Annotated in this window: 19 protein-coding genes; 11 read left to right on the forward strand and 8 right to left on the reverse strand. The window is 71.8% G+C overall.

Translation table 11 applies throughout. From position 1 onward, the window contains the following. Positions 1-114: 114 nt before the first annotated feature. On the reverse strand, positions 115-765 hold the full coding sequence (locus tag ACIRD8_RS05305; RefSeq protein ID WP_403986341.1) for a DUF4232 domain-containing protein: 651 nt from the start codon (positions 763-765) through the stop codon (positions 115-117). Between the two features lie 159 nt (positions 766-924). Between ACIRD8_RS05305 and ACIRD8_RS05310 the strand changes: the two genes are divergently transcribed. From ACIRD8_RS05310 to ACIRD8_RS05320, 3 genes are all read left to right on the forward strand, one after another. Further along, the gene (locus ACIRD8_RS05310; RefSeq protein ID WP_403986344.1) at positions 925-2,040 is read left to right on the forward strand and encodes a PP2C family protein-serine/threonine phosphatase; all 1,116 of its coding nucleotides are present in this window, start codon (positions 925-927) and stop codon (positions 2,038-2,040) included. 54 nt (positions 2,041-2,094) lie between these two features. Continuing rightward, entirely contained in the window at positions 2,095-2,649 is a 555-nt protein-coding gene (locus tag ACIRD8_RS05315) for an NUDIX hydrolase (protein ID WP_403986347.1), read from the forward strand. Positions 2,650-2,735: 86 nt separating this feature from the next. Beyond that, positions 2,736-4,376, forward strand: coding sequence for an MFS transporter (locus ACIRD8_RS05320; RefSeq protein ID WP_403986350.1), 1,641 nt, complete (start codon positions 2,736-2,738; stop codon positions 4,374-4,376). 65 nt (positions 4,377-4,441) lie between these two features. Here ACIRD8_RS05320 and ACIRD8_RS05325 read toward each other — a convergent pair whose 3' ends face one another. The 3 genes from ACIRD8_RS05325 to ACIRD8_RS05335 form a co-directional block, all read right to left on the reverse strand. After that, the gene (locus ACIRD8_RS05325; protein ID WP_403986353.1) at positions 4,442-5,233 is read right to left on the reverse strand and encodes a DeoR/GlpR family DNA-binding transcription regulator; all 792 of its coding nucleotides are present in this window, start codon (positions 5,231-5,233) and stop codon (positions 4,442-4,444) included. 85 nt (positions 5,234-5,318) lie between these two features. Next, complete coding sequence (locus ACIRD8_RS05330) at positions 5,319-6,677, reverse strand: gluconate:H+ symporter (protein WP_403986356.1); 1,359 nt, start codon at positions 6,675-6,677, stop codon at positions 5,319-5,321. Continuing rightward, a complete protein-coding gene (locus tag ACIRD8_RS05335; RefSeq protein WP_403986359.1) occupies positions 6,677-8,086 on the reverse strand; it encodes a homoserine dehydrogenase in 1,410 nt (469 codons plus the stop codon). The genes ACIRD8_RS05330 and ACIRD8_RS05335 overlap by 1 nt, the downstream gene beginning before the upstream one ends. A gap of 200 nt (positions 8,087-8,286) precedes the next feature. Between ACIRD8_RS05335 and otnK the strand changes: the two genes are divergently transcribed. The 5 genes from otnK to ACIRD8_RS05360 all read left to right on the forward strand — a co-directional run bounded on the left by otnK (position 8,287) and on the right by ACIRD8_RS05360 (position 13,315). Beyond that, positions 8,287-9,570, forward strand: a complete 1,284-nt coding sequence (gene otnK / locus ACIRD8_RS05340; protein ID WP_403986362.1) for a 3-oxo-tetronate kinase — start codon at positions 8,287-8,289, stop codon at positions 9,568-9,570. Next, on the forward strand, positions 9,567-10,208 hold the full coding sequence (locus ACIRD8_RS05345) for a class II aldolase/adducin family protein (RefSeq protein ID WP_403986365.1): 642 nt from the start codon (positions 9,567-9,569) through the stop codon (positions 10,206-10,208). The genes otnK and ACIRD8_RS05345 overlap by 4 nt, the downstream gene beginning before the upstream one ends. Positions 10,209-10,501: 293 nt before the next feature. Next, positions 10,502-11,068 carry a PadR family transcriptional regulator gene (locus ACIRD8_RS05350; protein WP_403986368.1) on the forward strand — a complete coding sequence of 189 codons (567 nt, stop codon included), beginning with the start codon at positions 10,502-10,504 and terminating at the stop codon, positions 11,066-11,068. Between the two features lie 47 nt (positions 11,069-11,115). Then, a complete protein-coding gene (locus ACIRD8_RS05355; protein WP_403986371.1) occupies positions 11,116-12,834 on the forward strand; it encodes an acyl-CoA dehydrogenase family protein in 1,719 nt (572 codons plus the stop codon). Between the two features lie 124 nt (positions 12,835-12,958). Next, positions 12,959-13,315 (forward strand): hypothetical protein, encoded by a 357-nt coding sequence (locus ACIRD8_RS05360; RefSeq protein WP_403986373.1) that lies wholly within the window; start codon positions 12,959-12,961, stop codon positions 13,313-13,315. A gap of 57 nt (positions 13,316-13,372) precedes the next feature. On the opposite strand, the gene ACIRD8_RS05365 is transcribed toward ACIRD8_RS05360, so the two are convergent. Both ACIRD8_RS05365 and ACIRD8_RS05370 read right to left on the reverse strand, forming a co-directional pair. Then, positions 13,373-14,002: a TMEM175 family protein gene (locus tag ACIRD8_RS05365; protein WP_403986376.1), complete on the reverse strand. Its 630-nt coding sequence runs from the start codon at positions 14,000-14,002 to the stop codon at positions 13,373-13,375. A 120-nt stretch (positions 14,003-14,122) separates the two neighbouring features. Next, positions 14,123-14,386, reverse strand: a complete 264-nt coding sequence (locus ACIRD8_RS05370; protein ID WP_403986379.1) for a DUF5133 domain-containing protein — start codon at positions 14,384-14,386, stop codon at positions 14,123-14,125. A 196-nt stretch (positions 14,387-14,582) separates the two neighbouring features. On the opposite strand from ACIRD8_RS05370, the gene ACIRD8_RS05375 reads away from it, so the two are divergent. Continuing rightward, positions 14,583-15,224 (forward strand): DUF998 domain-containing protein, encoded by a 642-nt coding sequence (locus ACIRD8_RS05375; RefSeq protein WP_403986382.1) that lies wholly within the window; start codon positions 14,583-14,585, stop codon positions 15,222-15,224. A 55-nt stretch (positions 15,225-15,279) separates the two neighbouring features. On the opposite strand, the gene ACIRD8_RS05380 is transcribed toward ACIRD8_RS05375, so the two are convergent. Then, a complete protein-coding gene (locus ACIRD8_RS05380) occupies positions 15,280-16,095 on the reverse strand; it encodes an SAM-dependent methyltransferase (protein ID WP_403986385.1) in 816 nt (271 codons plus the stop codon). Between the two features lie 231 nt (positions 16,096-16,326). Continuing rightward, complete coding sequence (locus tag ACIRD8_RS05385) at positions 16,327-17,019, reverse strand: polysaccharide deacetylase family protein (protein WP_403986388.1); 693 nt, start codon at positions 17,017-17,019, stop codon at positions 16,327-16,329. Positions 17,020-17,350: 331 nt separating this feature from the next. Between ACIRD8_RS05385 and ACIRD8_RS05390 the strand changes: the two genes are divergently transcribed. Next, positions 17,351-17,920: a TetR/AcrR family transcriptional regulator gene (locus tag ACIRD8_RS05390; RefSeq protein ID WP_382992342.1), complete on the forward strand. Its 570-nt coding sequence runs from the start codon at positions 17,351-17,353 to the stop codon at positions 17,918-17,920. Positions 17,921-17,970: 50 nt separating this feature from the next. Next, on the forward strand, positions 17,971-19,152 hold the full coding sequence (locus tag ACIRD8_RS05395) for a GDSL-type esterase/lipase family protein (RefSeq protein WP_403986392.1): 1,182 nt from the start codon (positions 17,971-17,973) through the stop codon (positions 19,150-19,152). Positions 19,153-19,211: the final 59 nt, after the last annotated feature.

A 19,211-nucleotide genomic window follows, 5' to 3' on the forward strand; every position in this document is an offset into this window, starting at 1 on the left:
GGTGTCACCCGGAGATGTCGTCGTCTCCCACCATGTCCGGTCTCCTCACCGAGAGAACGATGTCCGCACGACCCTAGCAGCCGGCCCTCCGCCGCTCCTGAGACGTCGTCATCCCTACTTGCCCGAGCCGACCGGCGTCACCGTGATGCGGGAAGCAGTGCCGTCGCCCGCGGGGACGTTCACGGAGAGGGACATGCTGTGCGAGTGGGTCTCGTTCGGCGGTGTCACGAGCGCCGAGGTGAACGTGACACCGGAGCCTCCGCTGCTGTTCGGCGGGAAGTAGAGGGAGAAGTTGGTGGCCTCGCCGGGCGTCAGTGTGACCGTCGGCGCCGACCTGCCGCTGTTACGGGCGGCGCTCACGGTGCCGTCCTTGCCCTTGAGGTCCAGGCCGGGGAACCCGTGCATCGAGCAGGACGCGGATCCGGTGTTCCGGAGGTTGATCAGGAGCTCGCCCTCCGCCATGCCTCCGGAACTGCTGAAGGAGAGGTCCGCGGTCCGGCAGACACCGCCGGACGAGGAGCCGGACGGGCTGACGGAGGCGGTGGCGGAGGCCGACGCCTGACTGTCCCCGCCGCCGGAACCGTCCGTGCTGCCGTCCGTGGCACCGTCGCCGCTCGGGCTTCCCGAACCGGCGGAGGGCTCCGTCGATGTGGACGCAGACGCGGACGCCGCCGCGCCGACGTCACTGCTGCCGCCGCCGTCGCAGGCGGCGAGGGAGAGCGCGGCCACCACCGCGACCCCGACAGATGTCTTGCGAAGGCGCATGAGTTCCCCTGCCGTCAGGCACCGGCTGCTCCGTACGAGCAGGCGCATGTGTCATACATATGTGCTCATGCCCGTCAGAAGCCCCGCCATGTACGCCGGAACCGCGCCGCCGGGGATGCGGAGGGCCGTGCTTGCGGGCAGCGTGGGGGAGTGCCGCCGTTGCCGAGAACCCAGTGGATCCCCGTAGGCCTCATCGTGCTGGCCGTGGTGGTCGACCTGGTCACGCCGCACGACGTGACGTCGGCGCCGCTCCTCATGGCGGCGCCCGTCGCCGCCGCACCGCTCTGCGGTGTCCGCGGGATCATCGGCGTCGGCATCACGGCGATGGTCGTCCACGCGTTCCTCGCACGGGTCGACGGAACCTTCGGCTGGCGCGCGGGCGTGGCCAACCAGATCACCCTGGCGGCCGTCACCGCGCTCGCCGTCCTGATCCACCGCACGCTGCGCAGAGGGGACGACCGCGCCCGGCGCGCCCAGCACGTCGCGGCCGTCGCCCAGCGGGCCGTACTGCCCAGACCCCCGTCCCGCCTGGGGGACCTCCACATCGACGCGCGGTACGTGCCCGCCGAGAGCGAGGCCCTGATCGGCGGGGACCTGTACGTGGTGCAGAGCACCCCGTACGGGATCCGGGTCATGGTCGGTGACGTGCGGGGGAAGGGGCTCGGGGCGGTCAGCGCCGTCAGTGCCGACCTCGGCGCATTCCGGTACGCGGCCGACGAGGCCGAGGACCTTCCGCAGCTGGTGGCCCGGCTGGAGCGGGCCCTGCTGCGCGAGGGCGGCAGGCGCGGGGGCCAGCAGCAGGAGGAGGGCTTCACCACGGCGCTCATCGCGGAGTTCTCCTCGGACCTGGAGACCGTGCGCCTGGTCAACCGGGGCCATCCGCCGCCGGTGATCCTGGACGCGGAGGGCCGCACGACCCTGCTCGAGGCGTCCGAGGAGTCACCCCCGCTGGGGATGAGCGATCTGGGCGTCTGGTCCTCCCCGGTCGACAGCTTCCCCTTCCCGGCCGGCTCCACCCTGCTCTGCTACACCGACGGCGTCACCGAGTCACGCGACATCGCAGGACGCTTCTACGACCCCGTCGCCCGTATGCCGCTCGTGCTCGGCAGGCGGGCGCTCTCCGGTGGGCGCGTCACGCCGGGGCAGATCCTGGACGCGCTGATCCTGGACGTGCGGCGCCATGTCGGCGGCCGGCCGCAGGACGACCAGGCCATGCTGGCCCTGCACCGCGCGCACCCCGGACACGGACCCGCCCCGGCCGTCTCCCCGCTCTGACCGGCCCGCACCCCCGCCCGTTTGTCCCCCGCCGGGCTGGACATGATCCGGTTCGTGACGAAAAGCCCTGACGCAGTGACGTGGACGCTGAAGAGCGAGCGCCCGGAGCCCGCCGGCTATCTGACGGTGCGGTGCCGCACCTATGTCCAGCCCGACGGCAAGGAATCGGACTGGGACATCCTCCAGGGCCCGAGGACGGTGGCCCTCGTCGCGTTCACGGAGGACGGCCGGGGCATTCTCGTGCGCCAGTACCGCCCCGGCCCCGGCAAGGTGCTGGCCGAGCTCCCCGGCGGCATGATCGAGCCCGGCGAGGACGTGCTGCACGCGGCGGCACGGGAGCTCCTGGAGGAGACCGGATATCAGGTGGGGACGGCCGAGGTCGTCATGCGCACGTACCTGGCGTCCTACGCGACCAACGTGAGGTACGCCGTGCTGGCCAGGGGCTGCCGCGAGGTCGCCGAACCCACACCTGACGCTGAGGAGTTCGTCGAGCCGTTCACCCTGGAGCAGGACGCGTACGTGGACCACCTCCTCGGCGGTGAGTACACGGACGCGGACGTGGGCCTGGCGGGACTCGTCGCGGCGGGCCTCCTCCTGCGGAGGAGCTGAGGCACCACCGCCGGCCATCAGCCATCCGCCGTACAGCGGGCGCGACCTGGAGTGCGCGCGGTTCCCATCCGGTTCACACTCGTCCCATGCCCAACGACCCTCCTCCGGCCTCCGGCCCGGGTCCGGCCGGCCCCCCTGCCGGAGGGGGCGCCCACCAGACGCTGGCCCTCGCGGCGATGCTCTTCGCCGTGTCGATGACGTTCATCGACCAGACGATCGTCGCCATCGCCGCTCCCAGCATCATCCACGAACTGGGCCTCTCGTCCTCCGGGATGCAGTGGGTCGTCAACGCCTACCTGCTCGCGCTCGCCGCCTTCTTCGCGCTCGGCGGGCGGCTGTCCGACATCCTCGGCCACCGTCGGGTGATGGTGATCGGCACGCTCGTGTTCGTCGTCTCCTCCGTGCTGTGCGGGTGCGTCCCGAAAGGCGATTTCGCGCAGCCCTGGCTGATCATCTTCCGTGCCACCCAGGGGCTCGGCGCTGCGCTGATGTTCCCTGCCGCGCTCGCCGTGGTCATCGCCGTCTTTCCTGTGGGGAAGCGCGGGCGCGCACTGGCGCTGTTCTTCGGACTGTCGGGCGCTCTCACCGCGGTCGGACCGCTGCTCGGCGGCTGGCTGACGGCCTGGACCTGGCGGGCGATCTTCTGGGTGAACGTGCCGATCGCCGTCATCGCCCTCGTCCTCGCCGCCCTGGCCCACATCCCGGAGACCCGCCGCCGCGAGAAGCTCGACGTACCCGGTGCCGTCCTGGTCGCCGTGGGCATGGGGCTGAGCGTGCTCGGGTTCCAGCAGGCTTCCGCCTGGGGCTGGAGCAGCGTCGCCACCTGGGCGTGCATCGTGGGCGGGCTCGTCGTCCTGGCGGTCTTCTGCCGCTTCGAACTCGGCGTGGCGGAGCCACTCATCAAGCTGCGTGTCTTCCGCGACCGGGCGTTCACCGTCGACAGCCTCGTCCTCTTCTTCTCGATGCTGGCCTTCGTCCCGGTGTTCTTCTTCGCCTCCGTCTACGCACAGGTGTCGCTGAGCGCCTCACCCAACCAGGCGGCCCTGTACCTGCTGTACTTCTTCATCGGCTTCGGGATCGCGTCCCAGTGGGGCGGCCGCATTCTGGACCGGCGCGGAGCCCGTCCGGCGATGAAGCTCGGAACGGCGCTCGGCGCTGTCGGGTTCGCCCTGTGGGCGAACAAGCTGACGGACCTGTCGATGCACGACCAGTGGCCGTACGCCGCGCTCGCCGGCGCCGGTATCGGCTTCCTCCTCGCCCCCGCGTCCACCGACGCGGTCAACCGGTCGATCGGCGCCTCGTACGGCGAGGTCACCGGCATCACTCAGACCGTCCGCAATTACGCGGCAGCCGTCGGCATCGCCGTCTTCGGGACGGTCCTCACCCATGTCACCACCGACAGGGTCGTGGAGACCCTCACGTCCAAGGGGGTTCCGGCGGGCGCGGCGAACGACGCCGCCAGATCGGTCGCGGAGGCCGTCACCGGCAACCCGGACGCACAGGAGCCGACCGGCTCAGGTCCGGTCGCCACCCTGATGAGGGACTCGATGAACGCGGTCAGGATGGACTTCGCCGAGGCGAACCAATGGGTGTTCTACGGGATGGCCATCGCCCTCGGCGTCGCCTATCTGTGCGCCCTCCGGCATCCGGGGACACGGGTCACCGGGGACCCGCCCACGGAGAAGGCCCCGCAGCCGGGCCCGGGCGCCCGGCCGGACGGCGGCTGAGGGCGCCCGGGCCCGGTGGAAGCCACTACGGTCCCCGGCTGCTCAGGGGCACATCCGGTGTCCGCTCAGACGGCTGCCAGCCGCAGGTCGGCGCCGCCGGCCCGCAGGCCCTCGGCAGCGGCCTCCGCCAGCGAGTCGTCGGTGACGATCGTGTCGAACGCACTGAGCGGCGCCACCCGGAACTTGCCGAACGTCCCGTACTTCGACGCCCCGGCGACCAGCACACTCGACCCCGTGCACTCCATCGCCGCCTGTTTGACCTCCACCTTCGCCGCCGAAGGGGTCGTCACCCCGCGCAGCAGATCCCAGGAGCTGGTGCTGATGAAGGCGATGTCGAGGGCGAGCTGGCGCAGCGTGGTGGCCGCGAGCCGGCCCACGCTCGACCGGTTGGAGGGGTCCACCTGGCCGCCGATGTGTATGACGTCGAGGTGCGACGAGGCCATCAGCCGGTCGACGGTCGTGAAGTCGTTGGTGACGACCGTCAGTGACTCGTGGCGGGCGAGCAACGGCACCATGGCCAGCAGCGTCGTACCCGCGTCCAGGTAGACCGTCATCCCCTCGCGTACGAGTCCGGCGGCGGTCGTGGCCATGGCCTGCTTCTCCGGCTGCTCCGTCAGCGACTTCGCCTGGAAGCTGGGCTCGCTCTGGAGATGGCTGGCGATCCGCGCCCCGCCGGGCACGGAGAACACCAGCCCCTGACGCTCCAGTTCGGCGATGTCGCGGCGGACAGTCATGTGGGAGACGCCGAAGAGCTGGGTGATCTGCTGCACGCTCAGTACCCCGTCGCGCCGCAGATGCTTCAACAGGAGCTCGCGCCGTTGATCGGGGATCAGGGGCAACTGCTCTTCGTCGGCCACTGCTTCTTACCTTTCCTCCTGCGACCACCGCGGTCGCTGCTCGATTGTGCCGTCCCGGCGTGCGGCGCCCCAACAGGGCGCGGCCTCAGGACCCCACGAAGGTGCTGAGCAGGAGCACCCCGCCGAGGCTGAGCAGCGACTGCAGGGACAGCATCAGGGTCCAGGTGCGGAACGTCTGGGCCACCGAGAGCTGGTAGTACTCCTTGAACAGCCAGAACCCGGAGTCGTTGACGTGCGACAGCATCACCGCGCCCGACGCCGTCGCCAGCACCAGCAGTTCGGGGGAGAGGCCCGGGTAGGCGCCGATCAGCGGGGCGACGATCCCGGTGGCGGCGGCCGTGGCCACCGTCGCCGAGCCGAGGCAGATCCGCAGCAGCGCGGCGACCAGCCAGGCGAGCAGCAGCGGCGGGATCGACCAGTGCACCGCGTAGTCGGAGATCAGCTTGTCGATGCCGGTCGCGGTGAGCATCGCCTTGAGGCCGCCGCCGGCGCCGAGGATCAGCACGATCCCGCCGACCGGGCCGAGGCCCTTGCCCGCCATCTTCTGGAGCTGGCCCAGACCGAAGCCGGAGCGCAGACCCAGCGCGAAGAAGGCGAAAATCACCGCGGCCAGCAGTGATATGACCGAGGAGTCGCACGCCTCGAAGATCGCGTACGGGAGCGAGCCCTCCGCGGTGTTCGAGGTACCGACCGTTCCGATGAGCATCAGGACGGGCGGCAGCAGCACCGTGATCAGCGCGAGGGTGAACGAGGCCGGCCGCTTGCGGTTCTCCGGCTCGGGGCCGGTCTCCGGGATGGGGCCCTTGTCGAGGTCCGGGGCCGGGCCGAACCACCGCGAGGCGAACTTCGTCAGCAGCGGTCCGCTGATCACCGCGATCGGGATGCCGATGATCAGGCCGTACATGATGGTCAGGCCGGTGTTCGCCCCGTACGCGGAGACGGCGAGCGTGGGGGAGGGGTGCGGGGGCAGCAGGCCGTGCGAGATGTACAGGCCGGCGGCGAGCGGCAGCCCCACGTACAGCAGGTGGGTGCCCGTGCGCTTGGCGACGGCGTACACCAGCGGCACGAGCATCACGAAGCTGACGTCGAAGAGGTGCGGCATCCCGATGAGCAGGGCGGCGGCGGTGATCGCCGTCGGGATCCACTTCACCGGCCGGGAGCCGATGAAGACGGTGGCGATCCGGTCGGCGCCGCCGGAGCCCAGCAGGATGCCGCCGAGGATCGTGCCGAGCCCGATGGTGGGCCCGGTGCTCTTCAGCGCGTCGCCGAAGCCGTCCTGGAAGTGCTCGACGGTGTCGCCGGGCCCGAGGCCCGCCGCGAGTCCCAGGCCGAGGGCGGACAGCGCCAGCGCCAGGAACGGGTGGAGCTTGGCCTTGGTGATCAGCAGGATCAGGACGACGACCGCGGCGGCGCCCAGCAGGAGGTGTTGGAGGTCGGTACCCATCATCGGCTCGCGTAGGGGGCGGAGGAGGCGGTGGCGCGGGAGTTACGCCCGGAGGTCCAGGCGTGCAGCAGGTCCGCGTCCGGGTCGGCGAGATCGCCGAGGGTGATCAGGTCACCGGCCCGCACCTCGCGTGCGAGGGTGGCGTGCGCGGCGAGGTACAGCGGGGCCGTGTCGGCGGGAGCGTCCTCGTCGCGGAGCAGGACGGCCTGGACGCCGGTGACGTCGTGGTGGTGGCCGCCCATGTCCAGCACCGTGCCGGCGGGCAGGTCACGCCGGGCCCGGCCGGCGAGCACGGCGTGGGCGCGCGGGTCGGTGCCGCCGGAGGGCCGGCCGTGGAGCACCGCCGAGAGCAGCGAGACCGGGGTCTCGACACCCATCAGGTGGTACGGCAGATAGATCGCCGCGTAGCGCCCGTCCCGGCTGACCACGTGTCCCTTGCCGCGCAGCGTCTCCCAGGTGACCGGGTCACCGGTGCGTACGACGACGAAGACGCCCCCGGCGAACGAGGCCTCGTCCGGCAGCCGCAGCGCGCTGAACACGTCGACGGCACCCGCGCGGTGCAGCAGGCCGCCGTCCTCGCGCAGGGCGTAGACGTCGGCGAGTTCGGCGATCCGGGCGACCGGGTAGTGCAGGCGCTCGGTGTCCGGCCGGAAGCCCGTGCTGGTCGCGACCACCGCCATCTCGCAGTAGTCGGCGGTGGCCCCGGTCGGCAGCGCGGTCACCGCGGCGGCGCGGGCGGCGAGTGTGGCGCGTACGTCGGAACCGAGACTCAGCAGCCCGGCCAGCTCGGGGGCGGGCACCGTGGTGTCGAGCTGCGTGACCGTGCCGGCCTCGGGGTCGAGGACCAGGTCGTACTCGCTGGACTTGCCGATCGCCACGATGTCCAGGCCGAGCAGCTCCGCCCAGGTCACGAGCGCGATGAGGTTGGCCGGCTGGTCACCGTCGGCCGTGGTGTAGACGACGCCGTTGTCGCGGGCCAGATCCGCGAGGTGCAGGCCGGCGACGGAGTCGACCTCCTTGCTCACCATGGCGACGTGACGGCTGCCGGTCAGTGCCTCGCGGGCCATGGCGTATCCGTCGGCCGGGCTCCCGGTCGCCTCCACCAGGATGTCCCAGGGAGCGGCGGAGAGCAGGGAGCCGTCCGCGACCAGGGCGATCGACCCCTGCTCGGCGGCCCGCGCGACCTCGTCGGCGTCCGCGCAGACCGCCAGGCCCTCCGCCGGGTAGCCGAGCTCGACGAGCATCCCGCGCAGCCGCTCCACGTCACGGTCGCACAGGACGGCCGGGGCCAGACGTCCGATGCGCGGGGTCTGGGCCAGCAGGGTCCGGGCGAAGCCGCCGCCGGCTCCGGACAGTGCGTAACGCACGGTCCGGTCGCCGGTTCCGGCGAACAGGTGATGCAGGTTCATGGGCTCTCCTAGACGGGCACACGGCTCGGTTCAACGGCTCCGGCAGACGCGGTCTCGGCCACGGCACGAGCACCACAGGGGAGCGTGTTAACAAGATGTACCAGCAGATCTCGTGTGCGTAAAGTCTGTTAACATTTTTTCACACACAGGCTGTCGGGGAATCCCACTCGGCACCGCACCCCCCAACGCAAGGAGGTCCGATGCCGACCCTCGGGGCCATCGCCGACGACTTCACCGGAGCCACCGATCTCGCCACCATGCTCGTCGCCCGGGGCCACCGGACCGTGGTGACCGTGGGCCCGGACGCCCTCTCCGGCGGCCCGGGGGAGACAGCGGTGCGTGACGCCGACGCGGTGGTGGTCGCCCTCAAGTCGCGCACCGCGCCGGTGGAGGAGGCCGTCGGTACGTCGATCGCGGCCCTGCGTGCCCTGCGCGCGTCCGGCTGCGCGCGCTTCTACTTCAAGTACTGCTCCACCTTCGACTCCACCCCGCGCGGCAACATCGGCCCGGTGGCCGACGCCCTCCTCGCGGAACTGGGCGAACGCCGCACGGTCGTCGTCCCCTCCTTCCCCGCCACCGGACGCACCGTCCACGGGGGCCGTCTCCTCGTCCACGGCGAACCCCTCGACGAGAGCCCCATGCGGCACCACCCGCTCACACCGATGCGTGACTCGGACCTCGGCCGGCTGCTCACCCCGCAGACCGGCCACCCGGTCCACCTCGTCGGCCTCGACACCGTGCGGGAGGGCAGCGGCGCGCTGCGCGCCGCACTCGACGCCCCGGAGCTCGCCGACGCCCTGGTGGTCGTGGACGCCGTGACCGACGAGGACCTCGTGACGGTCTGCGCGGCCACCACCCACCTCACCCTCGTCACCGGTGCGGCGGGCCTCGCCCTCGGCCTCACCGGCCCGCACGCCGAGGCCGCCCGCGCCGCACCGGCCTCCCGCCCCGGTGACCCCGGCGTCGTCCTCTCCGGCAGCGCCTCGTCCGCCACCAGGGCCCAGGTCGCCCACGCGCGCGCCCGTCTGCCGCACCGCAAGCTCGATCTGGCAGCCCTGCGCGCCGACTTCACCGGGGCGGTCGCCGGACTCGTCGACTTCGCACGCCGGTCCTGGGAGGACGACCCGGGGAAGCCCCCGCTCATCTACGCGGTCGACGACCTCGGCGACCTGGAACAGGCGGCGCCGCACGACGGCCCCGCCGCCTCGGAACTGGTCGAGCGTGCCCTCGCCACCTGCGCCACCGCCCTGGTCGCCGCAGGCGCACGCCGCCTCCTCGTGGCCGGCGGCGAGACCTCCGGCGCCGTCGTCACCGCCCTCGGCGTCCGCACCCTGGCCATCAGCTCGCCGATCGCACCGGGCGTCACCTGGGCACGCGCCGAAGGCCGGGCGCACGGTCGGCAGCTCGCGGTGGACCTCGCCCTCAAGTCCGGCAACTTCGGCGACACCGCCATCTTCACGGAAGCCTGGAGCGCCCTGGCATGAGCGACCCCCGCACCGAACTCGCCGCCGCGGGCGCCCGGCTCGCGGCCCTCGGGCTCAGCCCCGGCTCCTCCGGCAACCTCAGCGTCCGGATCGACGACCGCATCCTCATCACCCCCACCGGCGCCGACCTCTCCGACCTTGACCCCGACGGGCTCAGCGTGCTCGGCCCCGACGGCACCCACCTCGACGGACCGCGGCCGTCGAAGGAGTTCCCCCTGCACAGCGCCTTCTACCGGCGCGACGACAGCACGCGCGCCGTCGTCCACCTGCACGCCCGGCACGCCACCGCGGTGTCCTGCCTCGACCCGTGGTCGCCGAGGAGCGCGGTGCCTCCCCTGACCCCGTACTTCGTGATGCGCGTCGGCCAGACCCCCCTCCTCCCGTACGCCCCGCCCGGTGACGCGGGACAGGCCGAGGACCTCGCCCGGCTGCCCTTCCCGTTCCGCGCCGCGCTCCTCCAGAACCACGGCCCCGTGCTCGCCGGCCCCACCATGGCCCGCGCCGTCGACGCCGCGGTGGAACTGGAGGAGGTGTCCGCCCTCCTCCTCGCCCTGGGGGAGCGGTCCCCGCGCCTGCTGACACCCGAGGAGGCGGGCGCGCTCGCCTCGGCGTACGGATCGCCCTGGGGTGAGCACTGAGGTCGTCCACACGGCGGGGGGGGGGGGGGGGGGGGGGGGGCCCCCCCCCCCCCCCCCCCCCGTGGGGGGGGGCGGAACAAGAAGGAGAAGAAAGAGGGGGGGGGGGGGGGGAGCCCCCCCCACGGCCCGGCCGCGGGGCGCCCCCCCCGGGGGGGGGGGGGGGCCCCCCCGGGGGGGGCCCCCCCGGGGGGGGGCCCCGGGGGGGGCCCCCCCCGGGGGGGGGGGGGGGCGCGCCCCCCCCCCCCCCCCCCCCGCCGCTTGCTATGCAACCAGTTGCATAGAACGATCGGGGCATGGCGCTCGAACACGCGATCCTCGTCTCCCTGCTGGAGCAGCCCGGCTCGGGCTATGAGCTCGCCCGGCGCTTCGAGCGGTCCATCGGCTACTTCTGGACCGCCACACACCAGCAGATCTACCGCGTCCTCAAGCGCATGGAGAGCGACGGCCTGCTCGACGTCCGCGACGTCCCGCAGGAGCGCCGGCCGGACAAGAAGGAGTACTCCGTCGCCGGACCCGGCCGCACAGCCCTCTCCGCGTGGCTGCACGAACCGATCGAACCCGAGAGCCTCCGCCACGATCTCGCCGTGAAGATCCGTGGCGCGGCCTTCGACGACCCGGCCGCGCTGCTCCACGAGGTCGAGCGGCACCACCGGGTCCACAGCGACCGGCTCGCGCACTACCTCGCCGGGGAGCTGCGTGACTTCACCGGCCCCGGCGCCCCCGTGCCGCTCGACGCGGGCCAGGAGCTGCAGCACGTCGTGCTGCGCGGCGGCATCGCCTACGAGCGCATGACGGTCGCCTGGCTCGACGACGTACTCGCCACGCTCCACCGGCTCGGCGCGGCCGGCCCGCGCACCTGAACCGCCCCGCACCCTCCCGCCCGTACCCTCCCGGAAGGCGAACCATCATGGCCGACCCGCTGCTCTTCAACCCGCGTACCTACGACCCGGCGCACTTCGACGCCGAGACCCGCAGGCTGCTGCGCGCCACCGTCGACTGGTTCGAGGCCCGCGGCAAGCGCCGGATCATCGAGGACTACCGGACCCGCGCCTGGCTGGGGGACTTCCTGGAGTTCGCCGCGAAGGAAGGTCTGTTCGCCACCTTCCTCACCCCCGCATCCGCCGCCGAGCGGGAGGACCAGCGCTGGGACACCGCCCGGATCGCCGCGCTCAACGAGATCTTCGGCTTCTACGGCCTCGACTACTGGTACGCCTGGCAGGTGACCATCCTCGGTCTCGGCCCGGTCTGGCAGAGCGACAACGCCGTCGCCCGCGCCCGCGCCGCCGAACTCCTCGCCCAGGGCGAGGTGTTCGCCTTCGGCCTGTCGGAGAAGGCGCACGGCGCCGATATCTACTCCACCGACATGCTCCTTGAACCGGACGGCGACGGAGGCTTCCTGGCCACCGGATCCAAGTACTACATAGGCAACGGCAACGCCGCCGGCCTTGTCTCCGTCTTCGGCAGGCGCACCGACGTCGAAGGCCCCGACGGCTACGTCTTCTTCGCGGCCGACAGCCGCCACCCCGCCTACCACCTGGTGAAGAACGTCGTCGACTCCTCCAAGTACGTCAGCGAGTTCCGCCTCGACGGCTACCCGGTCGGCCCCGACGACGTCCTGCACACCGGCCGCGCCGCCTTCGACGCAGCCCTCAACACCGTCAACGTCGGCAAGTTCAACCTCTGCACCGCCTCCATCGGCATCTGCGAGCACGCGATGTACGAGGCGGTCACCCACGCGCAGAACCGCATCCTCTACGGCCGCCCCGTGACCGCCTTCCCGCACGTCCGCCGGGAGCTGGCCGACGCCTACGTCCGGCTCGTCGGGATGAAGCTGTTCAGCGACCGGGCCGTCGACTACTTCCGCTCGGCCGGACCCGACGACCGCCGGTACCTGCTGTTCAACCCGATGACGAAGATGAAGGTGACCACGGAGGGCGAGAAGGTCATCGACCTGATGTGGGACGTCATCGCCGCCAAGGGCTTCGAGAAGGACACCTACTTCGCCCAGGCGGCCGTGGAGATCCGGGGCCTTCCCAAGCTGGAGGGCACGGTCCACGTCAACCTCGCGCTCATCCTGAAGTTCATGCGCAACCACCTGCTGGACCCGGCCGGGTACGAGCCCGTGACGACACGTCTGGACGCCGCGGACGACGTGTTCCTCTTCCGCCAGGGACCGGCCCGCGGCCTCGGATCCGTACGCTTCCACGACTGGCGCCCGGCCTACGACGCGTACGCCTCGGTCCCCAACGTCGCCCGTTTCCGGGAGCAGGCGGACGCCCTGTGCGCCTTCGTGTCGGACTCCGCCCCCGACGAGGAGCAGAGCCGCGACCTCGACTTCCTGCTGTCGGTGGGCCAGCTCTTCGCACTCGTGGTCCACGGGCAGCTCATCCTGGAGCAGGCCCGGCTGACCGGCCTGGACGAGGACGTGCTCGACGAGCTCTTCTCCGTACTCGTCCGGGACTTCTCCGCGCACGCCGTCGAACTGCACGGCAAGGACTCCGCGACCGGGGAACAGCAGGGGTGGGCCCTCGCGGCCGTACGCCGCCCCGTCGTCGACGAGGCGCGCGCGGCACGGGTCTGGGAGCGCGTCGAGGCGCTGTCCGGGTCCTACGAGATGGCCCCGTAGGCGGCGCCCGACCGCCGGACCACTCCTGGCAGCCTTCCCGGAACCGGGCCGCATCGCCCGGGCTCCCGGGGGCATACGGAAGATCCGGCGGCCGGATCGGGCCGGCTGCCAGGAGGAGGAGACCATGGAAACGGTCTGGGCAGTTCCGGCACGGCTGGCCCGCCCGCTGGATGACGACGTCATCGGTTACGAGGTGGAGGCGCCGGACAGAAGCGTGGGCAGCGTCGTCAGACTCTCGTCGGTACCAGGCTTCGGCCATCTGGTGATCGACGCCGGAGTCTGGAAGTTCGGGAGAAGCGTCGTCGTGCCCGTCGGCATGGTGGCGGCCGTCGACGACACCGAGCGGATCATCAAGGTCGGCTGTACCAAGGACCAGATCAAGGAAGCCCCGCGCTTCGAACGCGATCAGGACACCGGCGACCTCTTCTACCTGCGGCAGCTCGGCGCGTACTACGAATCCCTGACCGACGCCCCGGAATGAGGGACGGTACCGGCGCCACCGGAATCCCCGGTGGCGCCGGAGCGCTGTCCGGCACCGCTAGGAGGACTGCGCACGGCGGCTCCTGCGGCCGGTCGTGACCTTGACCGGGAGGAGAGCCAGCCAGGACCACATGGCGAAGGCGGGGGAGAGGACGTAGGCCAGCGGGACGGTGGCGCCGAAGACCAGGGCGGTGCCCACGAGATCGGTGACCACGAAGCGGGCGGTCCTCTCCGTGGCGGGATCGGCGTGCCTCGCCGCGCGCAGGCCTGTCCTGAGCACCGCCAGTTCCAGCAGATTGGTGACGCACACGGCGCTCGCGTAGACCGCGACCGCCAGGGGCTCGGAGGCGTACTCCGACAGCAGCGCGGTCGGGAACGGGATGAGCGCGATGGTGCCGAGCCAGATGAGCGCGAGCTTCAGCGAAGGCCCCTCGAACCGCGGGACCAGCTCCACGATCCGGCGGTGGTCCCGCCAGAAGGCTGCCAGGATCATGAAGCTCAGGGCGTAGGCGCCGAGGTCGGGCAGCACATCGCGGACGGCGTCCCGGAAACCGTCCGGACTCAGACCCGGCGGCACACGCACATCGAGCACCAGCAGGGTCATGGCGATCGCGAAGATCCCGTCGGAGAGGGCGGTCAGCCGCTCCGCGTTCTTCTCGTCGCCCGTGCCCGCTCGGGTGTCGTCCACCCTCCCAGCGTCCAGGGGCGGGGGCGACACCGGTCGGGATTAGGCCGACAGCGGGCATGCCGGGAGCCGGCCGGGGCGCGCGTGCCCGGCGGCGGTCGGCACCGTCGGGCCGACGGCCCCTCAGGCCGTCTGGAGGCTGTCACCCCGCGGCGCCCCGCCGGGCCGGCGAAGGGCCGGGGAGACCGTGGTCCGCATGCCCAGCATGGTGTCGGCGACGTGCAGGGCCTGCGGAACGGCCCGGGAACCGGTCATCACACACAGGGTGTAGGCGGCGTCCTCCGCGGCACGGGCGGTCGCCGCCGTGGAGCGGCGCGCGTCCTCGATCCGTGCGTCGGCGTAGCGGGCGAGAGCGGCTCTCAGGTCCTGAGGACTGGGTGTCAGCACAGCAGATTCTCCTCTGTTCGGATCCACGTCCGGTGCGGCGCGCCGGGACAAGGGGGCCGGTGGTCCGGCCGAGCGGTGCGGTCGCACACGCGGTCATGTGACCCGGCGTCACGCGTGTACCCATGTGCGGGCGGAGTACGCTCCCCGCCTGCGTGTACACCGGCGGTTGCCGGCCCGGGCGTTCTACCGTTCACCGATGCGGTCTGTCTCCCGGTGGGTCCTGTTCTCCTCCCTGTGCGCCCCGATCCTCCTCGTCTGCGGATGGGCGGTCGCGGAGCAGCTCCAGGGACCCGGCTACGATTCCGCGACGACGACGATCAGTGTCCTGGCGGCCGACGGCGCCGCCGGGTACTGGGTGATGACGTCGGCCCTGCTCGCCCTGGGAGCCTGCCACGTCGTCACCGCGTGCGGACTGCGACCCGCCGCGCCGTTCGGCCGGGCCGCCCTGGCCGGCGGCGGACTCTCTGCGATGCTGCTGGCCCTGTTCCCGGCGCCGAGCAGCGGTGGCTCGTTCGCTCACGGCGTGGTCGTGGCCGTGGGCTTCGCGCTGCTCGCCCTGTGGCCGGTCCTGGCCGTACGACGCGGAAGGGCAGCGCGGACCACGTCCGGACCGGGCGCAGCCGGCCTGCCGCGCGTGACGGCTCCGCCATGGGGGCTGAGGCCCGGACCGTCCGTCACGGCGGCCGCGCTGATGTGGCTCGGCGGGGCCTGGTTCCTGCTCGCCCTCTTCGTCCTCGACACCGCGGGAGCGGCCGAGCGCGTCCTCACGTTCGCGCAGTCCTTCTGGCCCCTCGTCGTGGTCCTGTCCTGCTTCCGGAGTCCGGGCCGGCCCGCTTGAGACACGAGGGCCGTCGCCCCCGGGGAGGCGACGGCCCTCGTGTCTCAAGCGGCGGCTACGGCTTGCGGCCCACCGCCACATAGCCGGCGCTGATGACGTCGTCCTGGCCGGGGACCGGTTCGCCGAGCTCGGGGTGCCAGGCCTCGGCCGCCACGATGCCGGGCTCGACGATGTCGAGTCCGTCGAAGAAGCGGGCGAACTGATCGCGGGTGCGCGGCGCCAGGGTGAGCGTGTTGGCCTTGTACATGTCGTCGACCTTGCGGGCCGCCGTCGGGTGGAAGTCGGCGGTGAGGTGCGAGATCACCACGTGGCTGCCCGGCGCGAGCACCTCCGTCAGCCGGTCCACCAGCTCGTGGGCGCCGTCCTCGTCGCTCACGAAGTGCAGCAGAGCGATCATCGAGAGCGCGACCGGCCGGCTGAAGTCCAGGGTCCTGCCCGCGCGTTCGAGTATGGCCTCCACGTCGCGGGCGTCCGCCTGTACATAGTCGATGGCGCCCTCCTCGGTCCCCTTCAGCAGGGCCTCCGCGTGCGCCAGGACGATCGGGTCGTTGTCGCAGTAGACGACGCGCGTCGCGGGCGCCGCCTGCTGGGCCACCTGGTGGAGATTCGGCTCGGTGGGGATCCCGGTGCCGATGTCGAGGAACTGCCGGATTCCCTGGGCGGTCAGCCAGCGGGTGGCGCGGTGCATGAAGGCCCGGTTCACCTTCGCCATGACCGGCACCCCGGGTTCGACGGCGAGCATCTGCCGGCCCAGCGCCTCGTCTACCGGGTAGTTGTCCTTGCCGCCGAGGAACCAGTCGTACATCCGGGCCGGATGAGGTCTGCTGGTGTCGATGCGCAGGGCGGGGGCATCGTTCTCCGGTCGGGACATGGCGAACTCCTGGGTGTTCGTGTGCGTGCGCGGCAGCGGATGATCAGCTTGCGAACAGAATAGGCAACGCGCGTACCGAAGATGTCGTTACGTTGACCAACTCCGCTGCCGAAACAGGTCACTTCGTCGGCGATGTCGTCTACGTACCAGGCCGTGACGGAAGCCGGTGGGGGCGGCGGGCAGGGCCGCCGCCCCCATCGGGCCGGTGTGCGCAGGGTGTCGGGCGGAGTTTCAGCCGGGGGCCACGGCGCGGCCGGTCTGCGGGGAGATCATGCCGGCGCACAGTCCCCGGCCCGCCAGACCCTGCGCGATGCGGGGGATGGCGGCGAGCGTGTTGGCCGGCCACTCGTGCATGAGGATGATCTGGCCGTTGGTGAGCTGGGCGTTGGCCTGCACGATCGCGTCGGTGCTCGCGCCGTTCCAGTCCTGCGAGTCGACATCCCAGATGATCTGGGTCAGCCCGTACTTGGCCGCGGATGCCTGGACCGTCGCATTGGACTCACCGTACGGAGGGCGGAACAGCTTCGGCGTGCCCCCGCCGGCGCCGGCGATGGCCTGCTGGGTCCGGGAGAGCTCCGAGTCGACCTGGGCCTGGCTCTGCTGGGTCAGGTGCGGATGGGTGTAACTGTGGTTGCCGACCCACATGCCGGCGTCCACCTGCGCCCGTACCTGGGCCGGGTTGGACGCGGCGTACTGGCCCTGGTTGAACATCGTGGCGCGCAGCCCGTTCTGCTTCAGGGCGCTGAGCAGAGCCGCCGTGCTGCCGGACGGGCCGTCGTCGAAGGTGAGCCCGACATATCCGTTGCAGGCGGCGGCCGCGTGGGAGGGCGTGGTGTCCACGGCGGCGGTGGCGGTCGCGGCCATCGCGGCGACGGCGACTGCCGTGACCACCGGTCGCAGGGACAGACGGGGGGTGAGGTGCATGCGGGTGCGTCCTTCTCGTCAGGAGGGAGCGGGAGTGTCGAGTGTTGAACTGGACCTGTCAGGTGTCAATAGTTTCGGCAGGTTCTACGAAAGAGTCGGTCGAGCGGAGAGGTATGCCATGGGGCGTCTTTGCTGTTCAGCGGTCCTGTGCAGCCATTTCCGCCGATCGTTCTGTTGTTGCATCTGGCATCTGCTTCCGGTGATCGAGCGACGAGTGTCGAAAGTTTCGTACCGGAGTCCGATCTCGGGATCTCGTTCTTAGGGGTGCTTGGTATTTGCCTAATATTCCTAGGTAAATGCATAATCGAATCTGCCGGAGGAGATGATGTGTATGGCCAGGGCAGGACTGAACGCGGAGCGTCTGGCGCAGGCCGGAGCGGAGATGGCCGACGAGGTCGGCTTCGACAAGGTGACCGTCGCGGCACTCGCCCGGCAGTTCGGTGTGAAGGACGCGAGCCTCTACTCGCATCTGAAGAACTCCCAGGACCTCAGGACGAGGATCGCCCTGCTGGCTCTGGCGGAGATGGCCGACCGCGTCGCTGCCGCGCTGGCCGGCCGGGCGGGCAAGGACGCGCTGGAGGCGTTCGCCAACGCCTACCGCGACTACGCCCGGGAACACCCGGGCCGCTACGCGGCGGCGCAGACCAGGCTCGACCCGGAGGCGGCGGCCGCCAGTGCGGGCCCCCGGCACTCCGGGATGACGCGGGCGATCCTGCGCGGCTACGACCTGACGGAGCCGGACCAGACACACGCCGTCCGGCTGCTGGGCAGCGTCTTCCACGGCTACATCAGCCTGGAGTCGGGCGGAAGCTTCAGCCACAGCGAGCCCGGCACCGAGGAGACCTGGTCACGTGTCCTGGACGCCCTCGACGCCCTCCTGCGCAACTGGCCGGCGCCCTGATCCCGGCCGGCCCCTATCGAACAGACCGCACGACGGACAGGCAGCCGAGGATGAGCACCCACCCCCTGATAACCACCCCTCTCACCGAGGACCTCCTGCGCGGCGCCCTCGATCTGGAGCGAACCGGGCACGGTCTGCTGCCGCACCGGCTGCCCGCCCGTGCGCGCGCCCGGAACACCGATGGCCAGCTGGCCATGGCGGAGGCCCAGCCCTCCGGCGTACGGCTCGTCCTGCGTACCCGGGCGACGGTCGTCGAGCTGGACACCGTGCCCACCAAACGGGTGTACGTGGGCGCCCCGCCCCGGCCGGACGGCGTGTACGACCTGCTGGTCGACGGCCGGCTCGCCGGCCGGGCCTCCGTGGCCGGCGGCAACACCCTGACCATCGACATGGCGACCGGATCCGCCGAGGTCCTGCCGGGGCCGGCGGGAACCCTCCGCTTCAGCGGTCTCTCCGCCGGTCTCAAGGACATCGAGATCTGGCTGCCGCACAACGAGACCACCGAGCTGATCGCCCTGCGCACCGACGCCCCCGTCGAGCCGGTCCCGGGCCGGGGTCGGGCGGTGTGGCTGCACCACGGCAGCTCGATCAGCCACGGCTCCGACGCGGCGAGCCCCACCACCACCTGGCCCGCGCGGGCCGCCGCCCTCGGCGGGGTGGAGCTGGTCAACCTGGGGTTCGGCGGCGGCGCGCTGCTCGACCCGTTCACCGCCCGCGCCCTGCGCGACACGCCCGCGGACCGGATCAGCGTCAAGCTCGGCATCAACCTGGTCAACACCGACGTGATGCGCCTGCGTGCCTTCACCCCGGCGGTCCACGGCTTCCTCGACACGATCCGCGAGGGCCACCCCACCACCCCGCTGCTGGTCGTCTCGCCCGTCCTGTGCCCCATCCACGAGAACACCCCGGGCCCCAGCGCCCCGGACCACAGCGCCCTGAGCGAGGGGAAGCTGAGCTTCAGGGCCGCGGGAGACCCCGCCGAGACGGCTGCGGGAAAGCTCACCCTGAGCATCATCAGGGCCGAACTGGCCCGCATCGTCGAGCAGCGGGCGGCCGAGGACCCGAACCTGCACTACCTCGACGGCCGGGAACTCTACGGCGAGGCGGACGCCGTCGAGCTGCCGCTCCCCGACGCCCTGCACCCCGACGCCGCCACGCACCTCCGCATCGGCGAACGCTTCGCGGAGCTGGCGTTCCGCGCGGACGGCCCGCTCGCCGTCGCGGTCGACTGACCGCGCGCCCGTCCGGTGCCGGGAGGGCTGCCCCAGGGTCCGGCTGAGCCAATCGGCCG

It is taken from the genome of Streptomyces sp. NPDC102451 (assembly GCF_044765485.1).
GTDB lineage: Bacteria > Actinomycetota > Actinomycetes > Streptomycetales > Streptomycetaceae > Streptomyces.